General features: G+C 37.8%; 11 protein-coding genes. 2 read left to right on the forward strand and 9 right to left on the reverse strand.

The window, feature by feature from the left end; all coding sequences use genetic code 11:
- Positions 1 to 48: 48 nt before the first annotated feature.
- Entirely contained in the window at positions 49 to 2,703 is a 2,655-nt protein-coding gene (locus tag AB3H93_RS04330; RefSeq protein WP_368020203.1) for a BspA family leucine-rich repeat surface protein, read from the reverse strand.
- Between the two features lie 204 nt (positions 2,704 to 2,907).
- On the opposite strand from AB3H93_RS04330, the gene AB3H93_RS04335 reads away from it, so the two are divergent.
- Positions 2,908 to 4,377 (forward strand): helix-turn-helix domain-containing protein, encoded by a 1,470-nt coding sequence (locus AB3H93_RS04335; RefSeq protein WP_368020204.1) that lies wholly within the window; start codon positions 2,908 to 2,910, stop codon positions 4,375 to 4,377.
- A 68-nt stretch (positions 4,378 to 4,445) separates the two neighbouring features.
- Here the strand turns inward: AB3H93_RS04335 and AB3H93_RS04340 are convergent, their stop codons facing one another.
- The 8 genes from AB3H93_RS04340 to pcrA all read right to left on the reverse strand — a co-directional run bounded on the left by AB3H93_RS04340 (position 4,446) and on the right by pcrA (position 15,011).
- Positions 4,446 to 4,574: a hypothetical protein gene (locus tag AB3H93_RS04340; protein ID WP_010718988.1), complete on the reverse strand. Its 129-nt coding sequence runs from the start codon at positions 4,572 to 4,574 to the stop codon at positions 4,446 to 4,448.
- A gap of 83 nt (positions 4,575 to 4,657) precedes the next feature.
- Positions 4,658 to 6,031 carry a 23S rRNA (uracil(1939)-C(5))-methyltransferase RlmD gene (rlmD, locus tag AB3H93_RS04345; protein WP_368020205.1) on the reverse strand — a complete coding sequence of 458 codons (1,374 nt, stop codon included), beginning with the start codon at positions 6,029 to 6,031 and terminating at the stop codon, positions 4,658 to 4,660.
- A gap of 332 nt (positions 6,032 to 6,363) precedes the next feature.
- Positions 6,364 to 7,404: a diacylglycerol kinase gene (locus AB3H93_RS04350; RefSeq protein WP_010718986.1), complete on the reverse strand. Its 1,041-nt coding sequence runs from the start codon at positions 7,402 to 7,404 to the stop codon at positions 6,364 to 6,366.
- A 9-nt stretch (positions 7,405 to 7,413) separates the two neighbouring features.
- A complete protein-coding gene (gene gatB, locus AB3H93_RS04355; protein WP_010737716.1) occupies positions 7,414 to 8,844 on the reverse strand; it encodes an Asp-tRNA(Asn)/Glu-tRNA(Gln) amidotransferase subunit GatB in 1,431 nt (476 codons plus the stop codon).
- A complete protein-coding gene (gatA, locus tag AB3H93_RS04360) occupies positions 8,841 to 10,313 on the reverse strand; it encodes an Asp-tRNA(Asn)/Glu-tRNA(Gln) amidotransferase subunit GatA (RefSeq protein ID WP_010718984.1) in 1,473 nt (490 codons plus the stop codon). Before gatA ends, gatB begins: the two co-directional genes overlap by 4 nt.
- Positions 10,313 to 10,618: an Asp-tRNA(Asn)/Glu-tRNA(Gln) amidotransferase subunit GatC gene (gatC, locus tag AB3H93_RS04365; RefSeq protein WP_010718983.1), complete on the reverse strand. Its 306-nt coding sequence runs from the start codon at positions 10,616 to 10,618 to the stop codon at positions 10,313 to 10,315. Before gatC ends, gatA begins: the two co-directional genes overlap by 1 nt.
- A gap of 108 nt (positions 10,619 to 10,726) precedes the next feature.
- A complete protein-coding gene (gene ligA, locus AB3H93_RS04370) occupies positions 10,727 to 12,757 on the reverse strand; it encodes an NAD-dependent DNA ligase LigA (RefSeq protein WP_368020206.1) in 2,031 nt (676 codons plus the stop codon).
- A 16-nt stretch (positions 12,758 to 12,773) separates the two neighbouring features.
- Positions 12,774 to 15,011, reverse strand: a complete 2,238-nt coding sequence (gene pcrA, locus AB3H93_RS04375; RefSeq protein WP_063627213.1) for a DNA helicase PcrA — start codon at positions 15,009 to 15,011, stop codon at positions 12,774 to 12,776.
- A gap of 230 nt (positions 15,012 to 15,241) precedes the next feature.
- On the opposite strand from pcrA, the gene AB3H93_RS04380 reads away from it, so the two are divergent.
- A complete protein-coding gene (locus AB3H93_RS04380; RefSeq protein WP_010737720.1) occupies positions 15,242 to 16,801 on the forward strand; it encodes a ClC family H(+)/Cl(-) exchange transporter in 1,560 nt (519 codons plus the stop codon).
- The last annotated feature ends 65 nt before the right edge of the window (positions 16,802 to 16,866 follow it).

Raw genomic sequence — 16,866 nt, forward strand, 5'->3', positions numbered from 1 at the left:
TTTTACATTATGACGTAAAACGAGGAGATTGACTAGTTGATTTACGCTTTATTTAACGTTTATCTTTTTTTTGTAAACAAAGTATAATCCAAGTAAGAAGCAAGCCATGCCAATCATAGAAAGACTTGATTTTTGATAACCTGTAGTAGGTAGTTTTTTGTCTTCTTGTTCGTCTTTTTCATCTTTATCATCTTTTTCATCTTTATCATCTTTTTCATCTTTTTTATTTTTTTCGTTTTTTTCGTCTTTTTTATCTCTCTGATCGTTGTTATTCGTTGTCTCATTTGGCGTTGCTGGCACTGGCTTTTTATCCCCCGATTGGTTCGTATCCGCATCTGGTTTTTCTTTAGTTGGTTCAGCTAGCACATGGATTTCAACAGTTTTCTTTTGATGACCGTTTTGATAGGTCACTGGATAAACGCCAACTTTTGTCGTATCCACCTTACCAGAAACCATTTTCTGGTCAAATGTTAGGGGATTTCCTTCTTTATCATTGGCTGAAATAAAATTGTCTTGTGGATTCCAATTGTCTCCTACATAGAGTGTGGAACCTTTAACTACGAGTGTTTCTTTGTTCTCTTTGACCGTTACTTTGATCGTCTTACTTGCTATTCCGTTGGTATACGTCACAAAATAATCGCCCGTTTTTTGACTATCCACCGAACCTTCCACCATTTTTGGAGTGAACGGTAGAGGCATTCCATCTTCATCAGTAGCTGAAACAAAATTAGCTTGTGGATTCCATTGATCACCCACATAAATAACTGAGTCTTTGGCCTGAATGCTCTCCTGGTTTTCTTTCACTGTTACATGAATGGCTTGAGCAGCGCTACCATTAGTATAAGTAATCGGTGTCACTCCTGCTACTGAGGTATCCACTGTTCCACTGACCATACTCATATCAAATGGAAGGGGATTTCCTTCCTTATCTGTTGCTGAAATAAAATTATCCTGTGGATCCCAGGTTTCACCAAGGTAAAGCGTCGAATCTTTGGCTAAAATTGATTCATAGTTTGGCTCTTTCTGCCAAACATACGTATCTGCCATCGCTCCTGTATAGTTCGCCATCAATTCTTCTGAAGTTAGCACGTATTCCCCTGCAGGGTTCGTAACCGTTCCAGAACCAACGTTTTGCCAATAACCAGTATTTCCATCTTCTACTGGAATAGCAGGAAGATTGGCTGAATCTACAAAACGATAGCCTTTACCAAGAGTCAATTCATTGAGGCTCGTTGTTCCAGCCAGCATTTCTGCCATTTCTACGGGATCCTCAAACTGAAAATAAGAAAGATCTAATTTTTTTACTTTCGAACAATTTAAGAACATATATGTCAGATAATTCACAGACTCTGTATTGAAATTAGACACATCGATCGTCTCTAGTAACTCACAATTAGCAAACATGTATCTCATTGCTTGGACTAGACTGGTGTCAAAATTAGAAACGTCCAAAGAGGTTAAACTATTACAGCCATTGAACATATAATTCATGGATGTTACTTGACTTGTATCAAAACCTTCCACTGCGATCGTTTTCAATTTGCGACATTGATCAAACATGTAATGCAAATGAACAACCTTTGATGTATCAAAATTAGAAACGTCCACACTCTCTAATTCATAATTCAAACGAAACATCACTGAAAGATCAATCGCACTTGATGTATCGAAATTTGAGACATCCACATAGCGCAACTTCTTACATTCAGCGAATAAACGTGACATATAAACCACATTTGATGTATCAAAGTGAGCGATATCTAAGGTAATTAATTCATTACAAGCAAAAAACATTCTGTTCATGTTGACAACATTACTCGTATCAAAACTAGAAAGATCGATTGATTGTACTTTGGTACATCGACTGAACATGCCACTCATATCAACTACATTACTTGTATCGAAACTTGAAAGATCAAGATGAATGAGATTCTCTGTTTGGTCAAATGCTTCAAAAAACATATTAGACATATTCGTGACATTTGACGTATCCCATCCTGACAAATCAACGCCATTTAATACACGACAGTCAGAAAAAAAGGAAGTCATATCCGTTACTTGACTTACGTCTAAATAAGCTAAATTCTCAATGGACAAAAGATTAGTATATCCATAAAATAAGCGATGAGTTTCTTTAGGAGCAATCGTTGGTCCAGTGAATACCATTTTTTTTATTTTAAATCGATAGCTGTTGAACCAAGGAGGAAAAAACGTAACCGGTGTTTCTCCCAATGTGCCTCCTCCAATATATAATGTACCTTCTGCATCGATTCGCCAAGAACAAGTTCCGAAAACACCACTGGCAATATCGGTGGATTCTTCTGTAGGTGTGGCAGTGTTGAGAAGTGTCTCCTCTTGTTCTGTGTTTTCCGTCAATTGATCCTGATCTAAGTCAACAGCTGATTGACTTTCAGTTGGTTGATCAAGGCTCTCTGATTCCTCTACCAGTTCTTCTTGCGGAACTTCTGTCATTGACTCTTCTAACTCTGGCTGATTTTCATCAGGTTCCTGGATCATTGTTTCTAATGGATTTTCGACCAGATCGTTTTTACCTCCTGGTTCGTTTAAACTAGTTGCTGTTTGTACTTGCTCTTCGTCTGGTTTACTCCATTCTTCGGCATAAGAATAAGAAAACGGATGAAGCAGAGATTGTGTCGCCAACCAAATCGCTAACGAACATTTGACTAACTTTTTCTTGTTCATTGATTTTCCCCCTAAATTCACCATGTTTTTAAAATAAAAGCTATTTATATAATCAACGATTACTTGAAGGAAAAGTTTTCTATTTTTTTCTTTCAAAAAAAATATTAGTAAAAAAATTGAGCTCATCGTTTATTCAAGTTAAAATAAAAAAGATTTCACTAAATAAATTACGCGGCTTTTAATTAAAGTCGGGAAGGAATAAGAATGAATAACCTATTTTTCAGATTATTAAATAACAAGCAATTACAGCGGCAGATAAGAATTCTTTACTATTTACATAAATGTGATTCGATTTCTTCAACTGAAAAACTAGTGAAAGAACTTGAAACAACAGCACCGACACTTCGCGCGGATATTGATTCTTTACAACAATTACTTCCCAAGGGAATGACCATCAAATATTATAAAAAGATCGGTTACCGATTGATGGTGTCTACATTCAAAACGATTGATTCCATTGTCATGGAGATCGCTAAAGATACAATTGTTTATAAATTGATTGACGAAATCTACCGAGGTCGTATTCATTCATTCCAAACTGCCACCGAACAGTTTCATCTCTCGCATTCAGTTTTGAGAAAGACCATTCGCCATATTAACAAAGAATTAAAATTTTATCGCCTTACTTTATCGACTAAACAATTAGATTTATTAGGAAATGAAGCAGATATCCGTTACTTTTTATTTGAGTTTTACCATGGTTTTAGACAAACATTTACGACCAATCATTCTTATCAAACAATCAACAATACATACGAAGAACTCCAAGAAGCGACAACGCAAATCGCAACAAATTATTTTCGCATCAACTTATGGATGAATATTTTAAAACAGCGCTTATTAAATAAACAAATGATTCATCTCGAACCGTCCTTATGTAAAGAAATTAAGGCAAGAACAAGTTTCATTCAGTTTAAATCGGTTTTTAAAAAGTATTTTAAAAGTAGATTTGGTATTACCCAAGTAGCCGAGGAGGAAATTGTTTGGTCTTACCTCATACGCTTACATTGTGTTTCTTACTACCCAGCTAACAAAACTTTGAATCTGTGCTATCCAGAAGATATTCCAACCTTAGAACAGTATGAACCATTTTTACGACCATTACAGAATTCTACAACTATCACAAATGTCGACCTGCTAAAGTTAAAAGGATATCTCAGCAACCTGCGTCTGCTGACAAAAATCTCTTCTCATTTTGAGCGAATCACTTTAGAACTTCATACTAGCGTACCTATGAAAGTCAAAAAACTTTTTAAAGAATGGCAGAACTATTTAAAAAAGTATACACATGTATTACCTTTTTCTGTTACCCACTATCAAGATATCGCCTTAACGTTAAGTATTATTCATTATGCCAATTTAACCTCTCCCTCTACCCAAAAAAAACAGACGATTTTATTTTCATTCCAAGGAGAACCCGGATTAGAAGACTATTTGACTCGATTCGTATGCCAATTGCTTCCACAAAATGTGGTTCCTCTTTTTGTCTCTAATAAATTTATTTCACATAAGATGGTTTTAGAAACTGAGGTTGCATTGGTTGTTTGCAATTATGATTTTCTAGATACAACCTGCCCTTGCCCAGTACTCTTACTTTCTTATTTTCCTACAAAAAAGGAATGGCTCGATCTACAACAATACATTTTTAAATTAGCTTATCCAATCAATGATTGATCATTAGCTGAACAAGTAATAAAAAAAAGAATCAACACGATTTTTAGTTTCGTGTTGATTCTTTTTAATTATTTATTATAGATTTTTGGTCCTTTTCGCATATTCCGTCGATCATTTTTAGGCTCAGCCATTTTTTTTGAACGTCCGCCGCCTTGTTTCTTTTTGATCAATTCAAGCATTTTTTCCTTTGTATCCATCTTATACCCCTTTCTTCATGATTGTCAGCTACGTTATCATTTTCTAGTTTTCTGATTCTTTTACATGATTCACTAAGTTTGAATTATCCCTTAGGTGCTAATAGCGCCACTAATTCCACATGATGTGTTTGTGGGAATAAATCGACTGGTTGTACTTTTTTCACTTCGTAGCCTGACTCAGCAAATAACTTTGCATCTCTGGCAAAAGTTGCTGGATTGCAAGAGATATACACTAATTTCGCAGGTTCCATGTCAATGGCTGACGTAATAAAACGTGCATCTAATCCTTTTCTTGGCGGGTCGACAACGATCACAGATGGTTTGATCCCTTTGTCTTGCCATTTCTTCATGACTGTTTCTGCCTTACCCACTTCGTAATGAGCATTTTCAATTTTGTTTGTTAATGCATTGAATTGTGCATCTTCAATCGCTTCCGGAACAAGTTCCATGCCATAGACCTCTTTAACTTTATCAGCTAAAGATAAACCGATCGTTCCAATACCAGAGTAAGCATCAATGACGGTATCTTCTTTTTGTAACGCTGCAAATTCAATGGCTGTTTGATACAATTTTTCCGTTTGTTCAGTATTCACTTGATAGAATGATTTTGAGGAAATACGGTAAGTTTTTCCCAATAGTTGATCCTCAATATAACTTCTACCATAAAGAACCTTCTCTTTATCGCCTAATATCACGTTTGTTTTCTCTTCGTTGATATTTTGAACGACTGAAACGACTTCTGGCAATTCTTCATGAATAATAGAAGCAATTTCCTTTCCTTTAAAGAATTTTTCTTTTCGTGTAACTAAAACGACCATCATTTCATGTGAGTAATGACCTCTTCTGATGATAATATGACGGATTTGTCCTTCATTTTTCGCCTCGTTATAACCACGTACTTGGAAACGTTGCAAAATATCTCTCACACGTTTGATGGCTTCATCGATTGCTGGATCTTGAATATAATAATCCTCGATTTCAACTAGTTCATGGCTATTCTTTTTATAAAAACCAGTTGCTAGACGACCATCTATTCTTCTCACTGGAATCTGCGCTTTGTTACGATAGCCAACAGGATTCTCCATTGGGATGGTAGGTAAAATGTCAACCTCTGTCATCTTTGCGATCTTGCTCATGACATTTTCCACTTGCTTTTGTTTAAAAAGTAATTGCTGCTCATAGTTCAAATGTGCTAAAGGAGCAATTCCTGTCCGTAGAAGGCGATTATCCTTTAATGGTTGACGGTCTGGTGATTCGGTTAGCCATTTTTCTACTTTTCCATAACCAAATTTATTCCCAGCTTTTACTACTAGCACTTCCACTCGTTCACCTGGTAATGCATTTTCAATAAACAAAGGATAGCCATCGATTTTAGCTACGCCCATACCTTCATAACTTAAATCGATAATATCTAATGTGTAACGTTCATTTTTTTTAACTGATAGTTTCTCTTTCATAATAACTCCTCATTTAGGTTTGTAACTGAAGCAATTTTGCTTTTAGTACTACGGTCATATCCAAAAAACGATCATTTGTGTTTTATTGGATAGGGACTTGGTACCGGGTTGCTTCAGGACATTTTTTTTAGGCACATAGAGCCTTTTTTTGGCAAGTCCATTTATTCACTTGATGCCTTCACTTCATTTACGATCCAATTGTCAATCTTTCGTTCGCCTGCTTTAGACTCAACAAAGAAAAATAACATACTGTTACATAATGATCTTCAATGAATAAGAATTAATTTTTATCATACGAAAGGGTGGAACGATCATTTGTCCCACCCTTTACGTCATTTTTCTTTATCTGCAATCTTGCCGTCACCGTCTATGTCTTCATCAGTCAAACGCTCAACTTCTTTGACAAATTCTTTGCTGACCTCTTCTAACTCCTCTTCGGAACCAGTAATTGCTTCATCTGGAATTTGGTCGATGTTTGCATAAAATTCAATATGTTGATGAAGGTTTTGGAAGTGCATAGGTGCATTTCCACCATATTCGCCGTCTAAGTTGATCATGACCGGTCGGTTGATATCGTCTTCTGTTTCGACATACAAACTGCTGGTTTTCGTATAAATCACTCGAGAATCATCTACATGGCGCCCACCATTCAACATCAAGGCTGCGATATGCAAAATTTCAAAAATATTCGCTGTTTTGACAATAATTAATGAAAATTTACCATCGTCTAGCTTGGCATCAGGAGCAATCTTTTCGAACCCGCCGACTGAATTAGTGAGTCCTAAAAAGAACATAGAGGCATTCCCGATGTATTCTCCTTCATCATATTTCAACCGCATTTTGATTGGTTTCACTCGAGGCAGCATCTCTGCTCCTTTAGCTAAATATGCCAAATAGCCGAAAATACTCTTTAGTTCTGAAGGAACTTCATAAGTTAACTCCGTTAAATAACCACCCGCAGCGATGTTGATAAAGTAGCTATCTTCCGTTTGACCGATATCCATCTTAACCGTCTGATTCTTCTTGATAACTTCAGCTGCGGCTTTGATATCATCCCGTGGAATCTTTAACGCACGTGCGTAATCGTTAGTAGTACCTGCTGGGATAATCGCCATTTTAGGACGATGCTCAAGCGGTGCAATACCGTTAACAACCTCATTGATCGTCCCATCGCCTCCCGCAGCTACCACCAGATCAAATCCATTTTCTGCTGCTCTTCTTGCTTCATTTTTGGCAGAATTTTTTTCTGGTGTTGTCGCATACGCACTTGCTTCATAGCCAGAATCCTCCAAGGCTTGGAGGATATCCGCTAGATTTTTTTTCAACAATTCTTTGCCAGAAGTTGGATTATAAATAACACGAGCTTTTTTCATGATCTACTCCTAGCGTTTTGCTAATTCTTCTTGCAACAGTTTATTAACGACACCTGGATTGGCTTGACCTTTAGTTGCTTTCATGATTTGTCCTACTAAGAAACCAACCGCACGATCTTTTCCGTTTTTGAAGTCATCTACTGATTGTTGGTTATTATCTAAGATTTCGTTGATAATTGGTAATAGTTTGCTTGGATCAGACAACTGAACCCAACCATTTTTTTCAACAACATCTTGTGCGTCGCCACCATTTGTGATTAATTCTCGGAATACTTTTTTCGCAATCTTAGAACTAATCGTACCATCTGCAATCAGACGAATCATGCCTGCTAGATTTTCAGGAGTCAAGTTCGTTTGAGCTAATTCTAGTTTCTCACTGTTCAAGTAAGCAGATACTTCACCCATTAACCAGTTAGATGCCTGTTTTGCATCCGCACCATTCTCTAAAGTCGCTTCAAAGAAGTCAGACATTTCTTTTGATAGAGTTAGAACCATTGCATCATACTCTGGTAACCCTAATTCTTGGATATAACGTTGACGACGAGAGGCAGGCATTTCCGGCAAGCTTGCTTTCACTTTTTGGATCCATTCATCGTCAATCATAAATTTAGGAATATCAGGTTCAGGGAAATAACGATAATCGCTAGAACCTTCTTTGACACGCATCAAAATTGTTTTATTAGTTGTTTCGTCAAAACGTCGTGTCTCTTGTTGGATTTCTCCACCAGAAAGTAAGACTTTTGCTTGACGTTTTTCTTCGAAGGCTAGACCTTTTTTAACAAATGAAAGGGAGTTTAAGTTTTTCAACTCTGCTTTTGTTCCAAATTCTTCCTGTCCATAAGGTCTTAAAGAAATATTGGCATCACAGCGCATAGAACCTTCTTCCATTTTCACATCACTAACTTCAGTAAATTGGATGATTGAACGCAATGCTTCTAGATAAGCATAGGCTTCTTCTGGTGAACGCATATCAGCTTCAGAAACGATCTCGATCAATGGTGTCCCTTGACGGTTTAAGTCAACGTAAGAATAGCCACCAATACCATGCATGTTCTTACCAGCATCTTCTTCTAAGTGAACTCGTTCGATCCGTATTTTCTTTTTCTTACCTTCAACTTCGATCTCGATCCAACCGTCATGCCCAATGGGTTGATCAAATTGTGAGATTTGGTAAGCTTTTGGATTATCTGGGTAAAAATAATTTTTACGATCAAAATGTGTGTCTTTAGAAATTTCACAGTTCAAAGCGAGTGCTGCTCGCATACCGAATTCTAATGCTGCTTTATTCATTACTGGTAAAACACCAGGATATCCCCAGTCGATCACATTTGTATTGCTGTTTGGTTCAGCTCCAAAATGTGCAGGAGCTGGAGAGAAAATTTTTGAGTTGGTCTTTAACTCAACGTGGACTTCAAGCCCAATGATTGTTTCAAAGTTCATTCGCCTTTCCCTCCTAAAATTGCTGGTTTTTGATTATGGAATTGTGTTGCTTGCTCAAAAGCATAGGCTGCTTGGTACATTGTTTTTTCATCAAAATAATTACCAATGATTTGTAAACCAACCGGCATATTCTCAGATAATCCCGCAGGAACTGACATTCCAGGTAAACCAGCTAAGTTAACAGGAATTGTTAAGATGTCACTCATGTACATCGTGATTGGATCGTTAATGTTTTCACCGATACCAAATGCCACTGTTGGAGAAGATGGGCCGATGATCAAATCGTAGTCTGCAAAGACTTTTTCAAAATCACGTTTGATCAATGTTCGAACTTGACCCGCTTTTTTAAAGTAAGCATCATAATATCCAGCACTTAATGAGAATGTTCCCAACATGATCCGACGTTTGACTTCTTCGCCAAAACCTTCAGTACGTGAATTCACATATACATCTTCTAAGTTCTTCACATTTTCTGAACGGTAACCGAAACGAATACCATCAAAACGTTGTAAGTTGGAACTTGCTTCTGATGAGGCAATGATATAGTAGACTGCTACCCCATATTTTGAATGTGGCAAACTTACTTCTTCTACAGTTGCGCCTAATGAACGGAAAGTTTCTGCCGCTTTCAAAATGTTTTCTTTTACGCCAGGAGCGACTCCTTCGCCAAGATATTCTTTTGGTAAAGCAATCTTCATCCCCTTGATGTCGCCAGTCAATCCTTCGGCAAAATTAGGAACAGAAACACCAGAAGATGTGCCATCTTTTTCATCATAGCCACTGATTGCTGTTAAAGCTAATGCATTATCTTTCACGTTGCGAGTCATTGGCCCGATTTGATCTAGTGATGAGGCAAAGGCGATCAAACCAAAACGTGACACACGTCCGTAGGTAGGTTTCATTCCCACGATTCCATTAAATGAAGCTGGTTGGCGAATACTTCCGCCTGTATCACTACCTAAGGAAACTGGGATTTGTCCAGCAGCGACTGCAGCAGCCGAACCACCAGAAGAACCACCAGGAACTTTCGAATGGTCCCAAGCATTTTTTGTTTTCTTAAAGTAAGAAGTTTCTGTACTTCCTCCCATCGCAAACTCATCCATGTTCAATTTACCAACTGGAATCATATCTGCTTGATACACTTTGTCCATGACAGTAGCATCATAGATAGGATCAAAATTATAAAGAATTTTGGAAGCTGCAGTCGTCAACAGATCTTTGGTAACGATATTGTCTTTGATCCCAATTGGAATCCCAGCTAAGACATTATTTTCGTCAATTCCTTTTTCATCTAACGCTTTGGCTTGTGCCAGAGCTTTTTCTTCATTCAATGTAATAAAAGCTTCAATCTCTGGCTCAGTTTCTTTGATTCGCTCAAAGGTTGCTCTTGTTAAATCTTGTGCAGTGATTTCTTTAGAAACCAGTAATGCGTGCAATTCTTCTAAAGAAAGATCATATAGTTTTGTCATTATGCGCCAGCCTCCCCATTATCAATAATTGCTGGCACTTTGATAAAGCCATCTTCTTTTTCTGGTACATTTCTCAACAATTCATCGCGATCCCAACCAGCACTTGCTCGGTCTTGTCGCATAACGTTCACTGTTTCAACCACATTTGATGTAAATGGAACACCTTCTGTATCAACTTCCTCAAGCATTTCCACCATATCAATGATTTTCCCTAATTGATCAGTAAAACTTGCAAGTTCTTCATCTGCGAACGCAAGTTTTGCTAATTTGGCAACGTGTTTTACTTGTTCTTCACTGATCGCCATACTACCCCTTCTTTCTAAACGAGTTAAAAACTTTGCTCTCTATTTTAACATAAGTGATTCCCATCTGAAATTGTTTCTTGAAATTTGTCTGAAAAAAATCAGATTTTCTTAATTAAAATGACTGTCAGCTAATGCTTCTGCCATTTTTTCTTCTGACCATACATCGATTCCTAGTTCTTGTGCTTTGGTCAGCTTACTACCAGCGTCTTCGCCTGCTACCACGATGTCGGTTTTCTTAGACACACTGCCAGTAACCTTACCTCCAAGATTTTCAATGGTTTCTTTTGCTTCTTCACGCGTAAAACGAGTCAATTTCCCTGTTAAAACCACTGTTTTTTCTTTAAAAGGTGATTCGATCGTTTCGATCTGTGAAGAACGAATCCCTTTATACTCAAAGTTGACACCTGCTTGTTTTAGTTCGGACATCAAGTCATGGACCTCTTCATTACTGAAATAAGTCACTACGCTATCAGCAATCGTATCGCCGATCGTGTCTAAAACAATGATTGATTCAAAGTCACTTTTACTTAGTGTTTCCAGATCGCCAAAATGCTCTGCTAATATCTTCGCTGCCTTGGAGCCGACGTGGCGAATCCCTAAGCCAAATATCAATCTTTCGACCGAATTATCCTTACTATCGTGGATCGCTGTCAGTATATTATTGGCTGATTTTTCTTTGATTTTATCTAACGTCATCAATTCCTCTTCCGTTAGCTTGTAAAGATCAGCCACATCTGTAACTAGTTGTTTATCATACATCTGTGCCAATACTCTTGGTCCTAGGCCATCGATATTCATGGCGTTACGTGAAACAAAATGATTCAATCCTTCTTTGATTTGGGCTGGACACTTCGGATTGATACAACGAAGAGCAACCTCTTCATCAAGATGAACTAATTCACTATGACAGATCGGACAATGTGTTGGTAAAACATAAGGTTCGCTATCAGCAGGTCGTTGATCCAACACGACTTGTGCTACTTCAGGGATAATATCTCCTGCTTTGTAGATACGAACAATATCGTTTAACCTTATATCTTTTAACTTGATGTAATCACCGTTATGCAGACTTGCCCGACTAACTGTCGTGCCAGCCACTCGTACCGGAGTCATAATCGCTGTAGGTGTCACAACACCTGTCCGCCCAACCGTCCATTCGATTTCTTCGATCTTCGTTTCTACTTCTTCCGGTGGGAATTTATACGCTGTTGCCCAACGAGGTGCTTTGACAGTAAAACCTAATTGGTCCTGTAAAGAAAATTCATTCACTTTGATGACGATTCCATCAATTTCATAGGTTAAGTCCATTCGTTTTTCATGGTATTCTTCAATAAATGACCAAACTTCATCAATCGAATGACACAAACGCTTTTCGTGATTCGTATGGAAACCGATCTGTTCTAATTCTTCTAAAGCATCATATTGGGTTGTCGCTTTCATCGGTCCAAAATCCGCTACCGTATATAAAAAAGTATCCAAATTACGTTTTGCAGTAATTTTAGAGTCCAGTTGTCTCAGTGATCCTGCAGCTGCATTTCGAGGATTTGCAAAAATATCTTTCCCTTCTGCTTCTCTTGCTTGATTTAATTGCACAAATGATTTTTTGGGCATAAAACATTCGCCTCGGACTTCGATACTGATAGCATCTTTCAACTTCAATGGGACAGAACGAACTGTTTTTAGATTTTCTGTGATATTTTCGCCAACCGTCCCATCTCCTCTTGTTGCACCACGAACAAATTCGCCATTTTCATAGCGCAAGGAAACCGATAAACCATCAATTTTTAACTCACAGCAGTAATCAACAGGGCGACCAATCGCTTTTTGGACACGTTGATCAAAGGCAAAGAGTTCGTCTTTGTTAAATACGTCATTCAAACTATAAAGCGGAATATCATGAGTCACTTTTTCAAAGCCACTGAGAACTTTCCCCCCTACTCGCTGAGTTGGTGAATCTGAAGTGATTAAATCAGGATATTGCTCTTCAATTGCTACTAATTCAGCATATTCTTGATCATAAACATAATCTTCGACAGTTGGTTTATCTTCAACATAATATTCTCTGGACCAACGATTTAACCGAGATCGTAGTTCTTCTGCTCGTTTTGCAGCTTCATCAATTGTCATTTCATGTTCCATCGTTTATCCCCCCTGTTTAAACTTTTTCAATTGGCGCAAATGCTGCTAACAACCGTTTCACACCTTGACTAGGAAATGCCACGTCCAATTCTAAATCTTTGGCAGTACCATTTACCCTTACCACTGTTCCGATCCCCCATTTTTTATGATTGACTTTATCGCCTGCTTTCCAGCTATTGCTTTCTCCACCAGTTGCTGTTTTTGAAGAAACAACAGTTGTTACTGGTTGTTTGTAGGCTGGTTTAGCTGTTCTGCTCGTAAAAGGACTCGTTTGTTTTGGCGTTGGCCGCATGCCTTGGACTTCTAATAATTCTTGATCGATTTCTTCTACAAAGCGAGAAGGTCGATTATATTGCGTCCTGCCATATAAGGTACGGGAAAAAGCATTGGTCAGGTAGAGTGCTTCTTCTGCTCTCGTGATCCCGACATAAGCAAGTCTTCGTTCTTCTTCCAATTCGCTTTCTTCCATCAAGGCTCGTGACAATGGGAAAACTCCTTCTTCCAAACCAATCAGAAAGACGACTGGAAATTCAAGACCTTTTGCGGCATGCAAAGTCATCAATGTCACTTGGGTAGTTTCTTCTTCTAAATTATCGATGTCAGAAACTAAGGCCAAGTCATTTAAAAATACAGTTAATTTTTCTTCTGGTGCATCCGCATTTTCTTCATTTTGTTTTTCAAATTGTTTATCAAATTCTTGAGTAACGGTTAAAAATTCTTCCAAGTTTTCGATTCTTGCTTGTGATTCTAAAGTATTTTGAATTTTTAAGTCCTCTAGATACCCACTACGTTCTAAGATTTCTTTTGTCAGTTCGGTCACTGTTAGATAGGGAACCATTTGTGTGACGTCATTGATCATATCGCCAAAAACTGCTAATTGTTGACCGGCTTTTCCACCAATGTTAGTTAAATCAACATTTTGCGCCGCTTCAAGGAGTGGCCATTGGTGGATCGTCGCAAAACTTCTTAATTTCTCGATCGAGCCAGGTCCGATCCCGCGTTTAGGCGAATTAACGATCCGTTCAAAACTGATTGAGTCTTGAGGATTCGCAATCACATTCAAATACGCTAAAATATCCTTAATTTCTTTACGGTCGTAGAACTTATGTCCGCCCACCATTTTATAAGGAATATTCGCTTTTAGTAAGGTTTCTTCCATCACACGAGACTGAGCATTAGTTCGATACAAAATCGCAAAGTCGCCATAATTCCGTTGATTTTCACGAATTTGCTCTTGCATACGATCCACGATGAAACGTGTTTCATCTCGCTCGTTATCTGCACGGTAGTAAGTGATTTTATTTCCTTCTCGGTTTTCTGTCCAAAGATTTTTCGGCTTTCGATTGCTATTATTTTCGATCACTTGGTTGGCAGCACTTAAAATTGTTTTAGTCGAACGGTAGTTTTGCTCTAATAAAATGACTGTGGCATTCGGATAATCTTTTTCAAAATCCAAAATATTTTGCATATCAGCGCCACGCCAACCGTAAATACTTTGATCAGCATCCCCCACAACACATAAATTTTGGAATCTTTGGGCGAGTAGATTAACTAAAGTATATTGTGCATGGTTCGTGTCTTGGTATTCATCCACATGGATGTAATGGAATTTATTTTGATAATAAGTCAAAGAATCAGGATGCTCTTCAAATAACCGAATGGTATTCATAATCAAGTCATCAAAATCCATACATTGGTTATATTGTAATTCTTTTTGATAAGCTACATAACACTTAGCTGCAATTTCTTCATAGTAGCTTCCCTGCAACTTGGCAAACTCCTGAGGGTTTTGCAAGTTGTTTTTTGCTTGCGAAATCGTTCCAAGTATACTTCTTGGATCGTATTTTTTCGGATCAATATTCAATTCTTTTAAGATACGTTTCATTAAAGACAACTGTTCAGAAGAATCGATAATAGTAAAATTTCGGTTGTAACCGATAAAATCGACATCTCTTCTTAAGATACGCACACACATGGAATGGAAAGTCGACACCCAAACATCTTCGCCACCATATTCTAAAATGGCATTTACCCGCTCCTTCATCTCTTTAGCGGCTTTATTGGTAAAAGTAATCGCTAGGATGTTCCACGGATTTACTTCCTTTTCTTCAATTAAATAAGCAATTCGGTGGGTCAAGACCCTCGTTTTCCCACTACCTGCACCGGCCATCAATAATAGTGGTCCCTCGGTATGAAGAACCGCTTCTTTTTGTCGAGGATTCATCCCATTCAATAATTCACTTTTGGATGACATTTACAACATCCTTTCTTTTATCAATCCGTTTAATTATAGCATTTCCCCAGCTTTCATTAAAGCATATATTATCTATGAATAGGGTAGTAATAACCGCAATCTGATCACTGCAAGCGAAATGAAAATTTGTTTGCAAAGCGATGAATTTGCAATGAAAAAAAATTTCTTTTCTTTTCCTCTTGTAAAAAAGAAAAAATCACGCTAAATTAAATTGAAACGAGGGATTAGCAATGAAAGCAAAAACATTATTTAAACATGTCGACAAAACGCAACTATATTATATTTTAAAAGGGGTCTTAGTTGGGTTGCTCACTGGCGGTATCGTTAGCATTTTTCGCTTGGCGATTGAGAAATTTGGTGAATTGACCGAACAAGTTTACCTTCATAGTCAACAAGAACCTTTATATTTAGCATTTATCTTAGCAGCTTCAATTATTATTGCTATTTTTGTGGGATTTCTTATCAAAAGCGATCCCGATATTAAAGGAAGCGGCATTCCCCAAGTTGAAGGACAATTACAAGGAGAATTAACAGTCTCATGGTTTTCTGTTCTATGGAAAAAATTTATTGGAGGCGTGTTATCGGTTGGCTCCGGTTTATTCTTAGGTCGAGAAGGTCCATCAATCCAGTTAGGCGCAGTGGTTGGTGAAGGAACAAGCCAATTATTAAACAGCTCTTCAGCTGAAAAGAAAATTCTTATCTCTAGCGGAGCGAGTGCGGGATTAGCAGCAGCATTTAATGCACCGATTGCTGGGTTATTATTTGTTTTAGAAGAAATCCATCATTCTTTCTCTCCATTAGTTTGGCTGACATCCTTTACATCAGCGATCACTGCTAATTTTGTGTCACTTTATTTTTTCGGTTTGAAACCTGTATTGTCTCTAGGAAAAATTCCGTCTTTACCGTTAAAATATTATGGTTTTTTAATTATTCTAGGTATTATTCTCGGTGTGCTAGGGTATATTTATCAGATCGTTTTGCTTAGCTTACCAAAATTTTATCGAAAGCTGCCGATTCCTGCACACTTTCACGGAATCGTTCCTTTTCTTTTAGTTTTGCCGATTGGCTATTTTTGGCCAACAATCCTAGGGGGCGGAAACCAGATCATCATCACTTCAGGACATGCCTTTTACCCATTAACATTGATTGCAGGTCTATTTATCTTACGGTTTTTCTTTTCTATGGTTTCATATGGCGCCAGTTTACCGGGCGGGATTTTTTTACCAATCCTAACTTTAGGTGCGCTGATTGGAGCATTTTATGGAGGGGCTTTAGTGAACTTAGTTGGTATGAATCCGATTTATGTCAAAGACTTTCTCGTGATTGCGATGGCAGGTTACTTTACAGCAATCGGAAAAGCCCCGTTGACTGCAATTATCTTAGTAACGGAGATGGTCGGTTCTTTGAATCATTTGATGCCTTTAGGTGTCGTTTCACTCTTCGCTTACGTTAGCAATGATTTATTAGGAGGCAATCCGATTTACGAATCTTTACTCGAGCGATTGATTCAACAAGAAAAACAACCAATATTAGTCGGCAAAACAACCTTTGATTTTCCAATCACTGCGGAAAGTACATTGGATGGACGAATGGTCAGAGATTTCAATTGGCCAAAACATATGTTACTCGTTTCCATTATTAGAGGAAATAAAGAGATTTTGACTCATGGGGATACAATCATGAATGTTGGCGACATTTTAGTCATCTTAACCGATGAACGTCATCTTTCAAGCGTACGGAAAACGATTGTTGCTCGCTCTTCGATTTTAACGACGAAACAAGCCTTTTAGGCAATAAAAATTTGCTCTTACGATTAGCCAGTATGCTAGTGGTAAGAGCAAATTTTTATTTTATA

The sequence above is a fragment of the Enterococcus sp. C74 genome, assembly GCF_040887125.1.
Lineage (GTDB): Bacteria > Bacillota > Bacilli > Lactobacillales > Enterococcaceae > Enterococcus_B > Enterococcus_B hirae.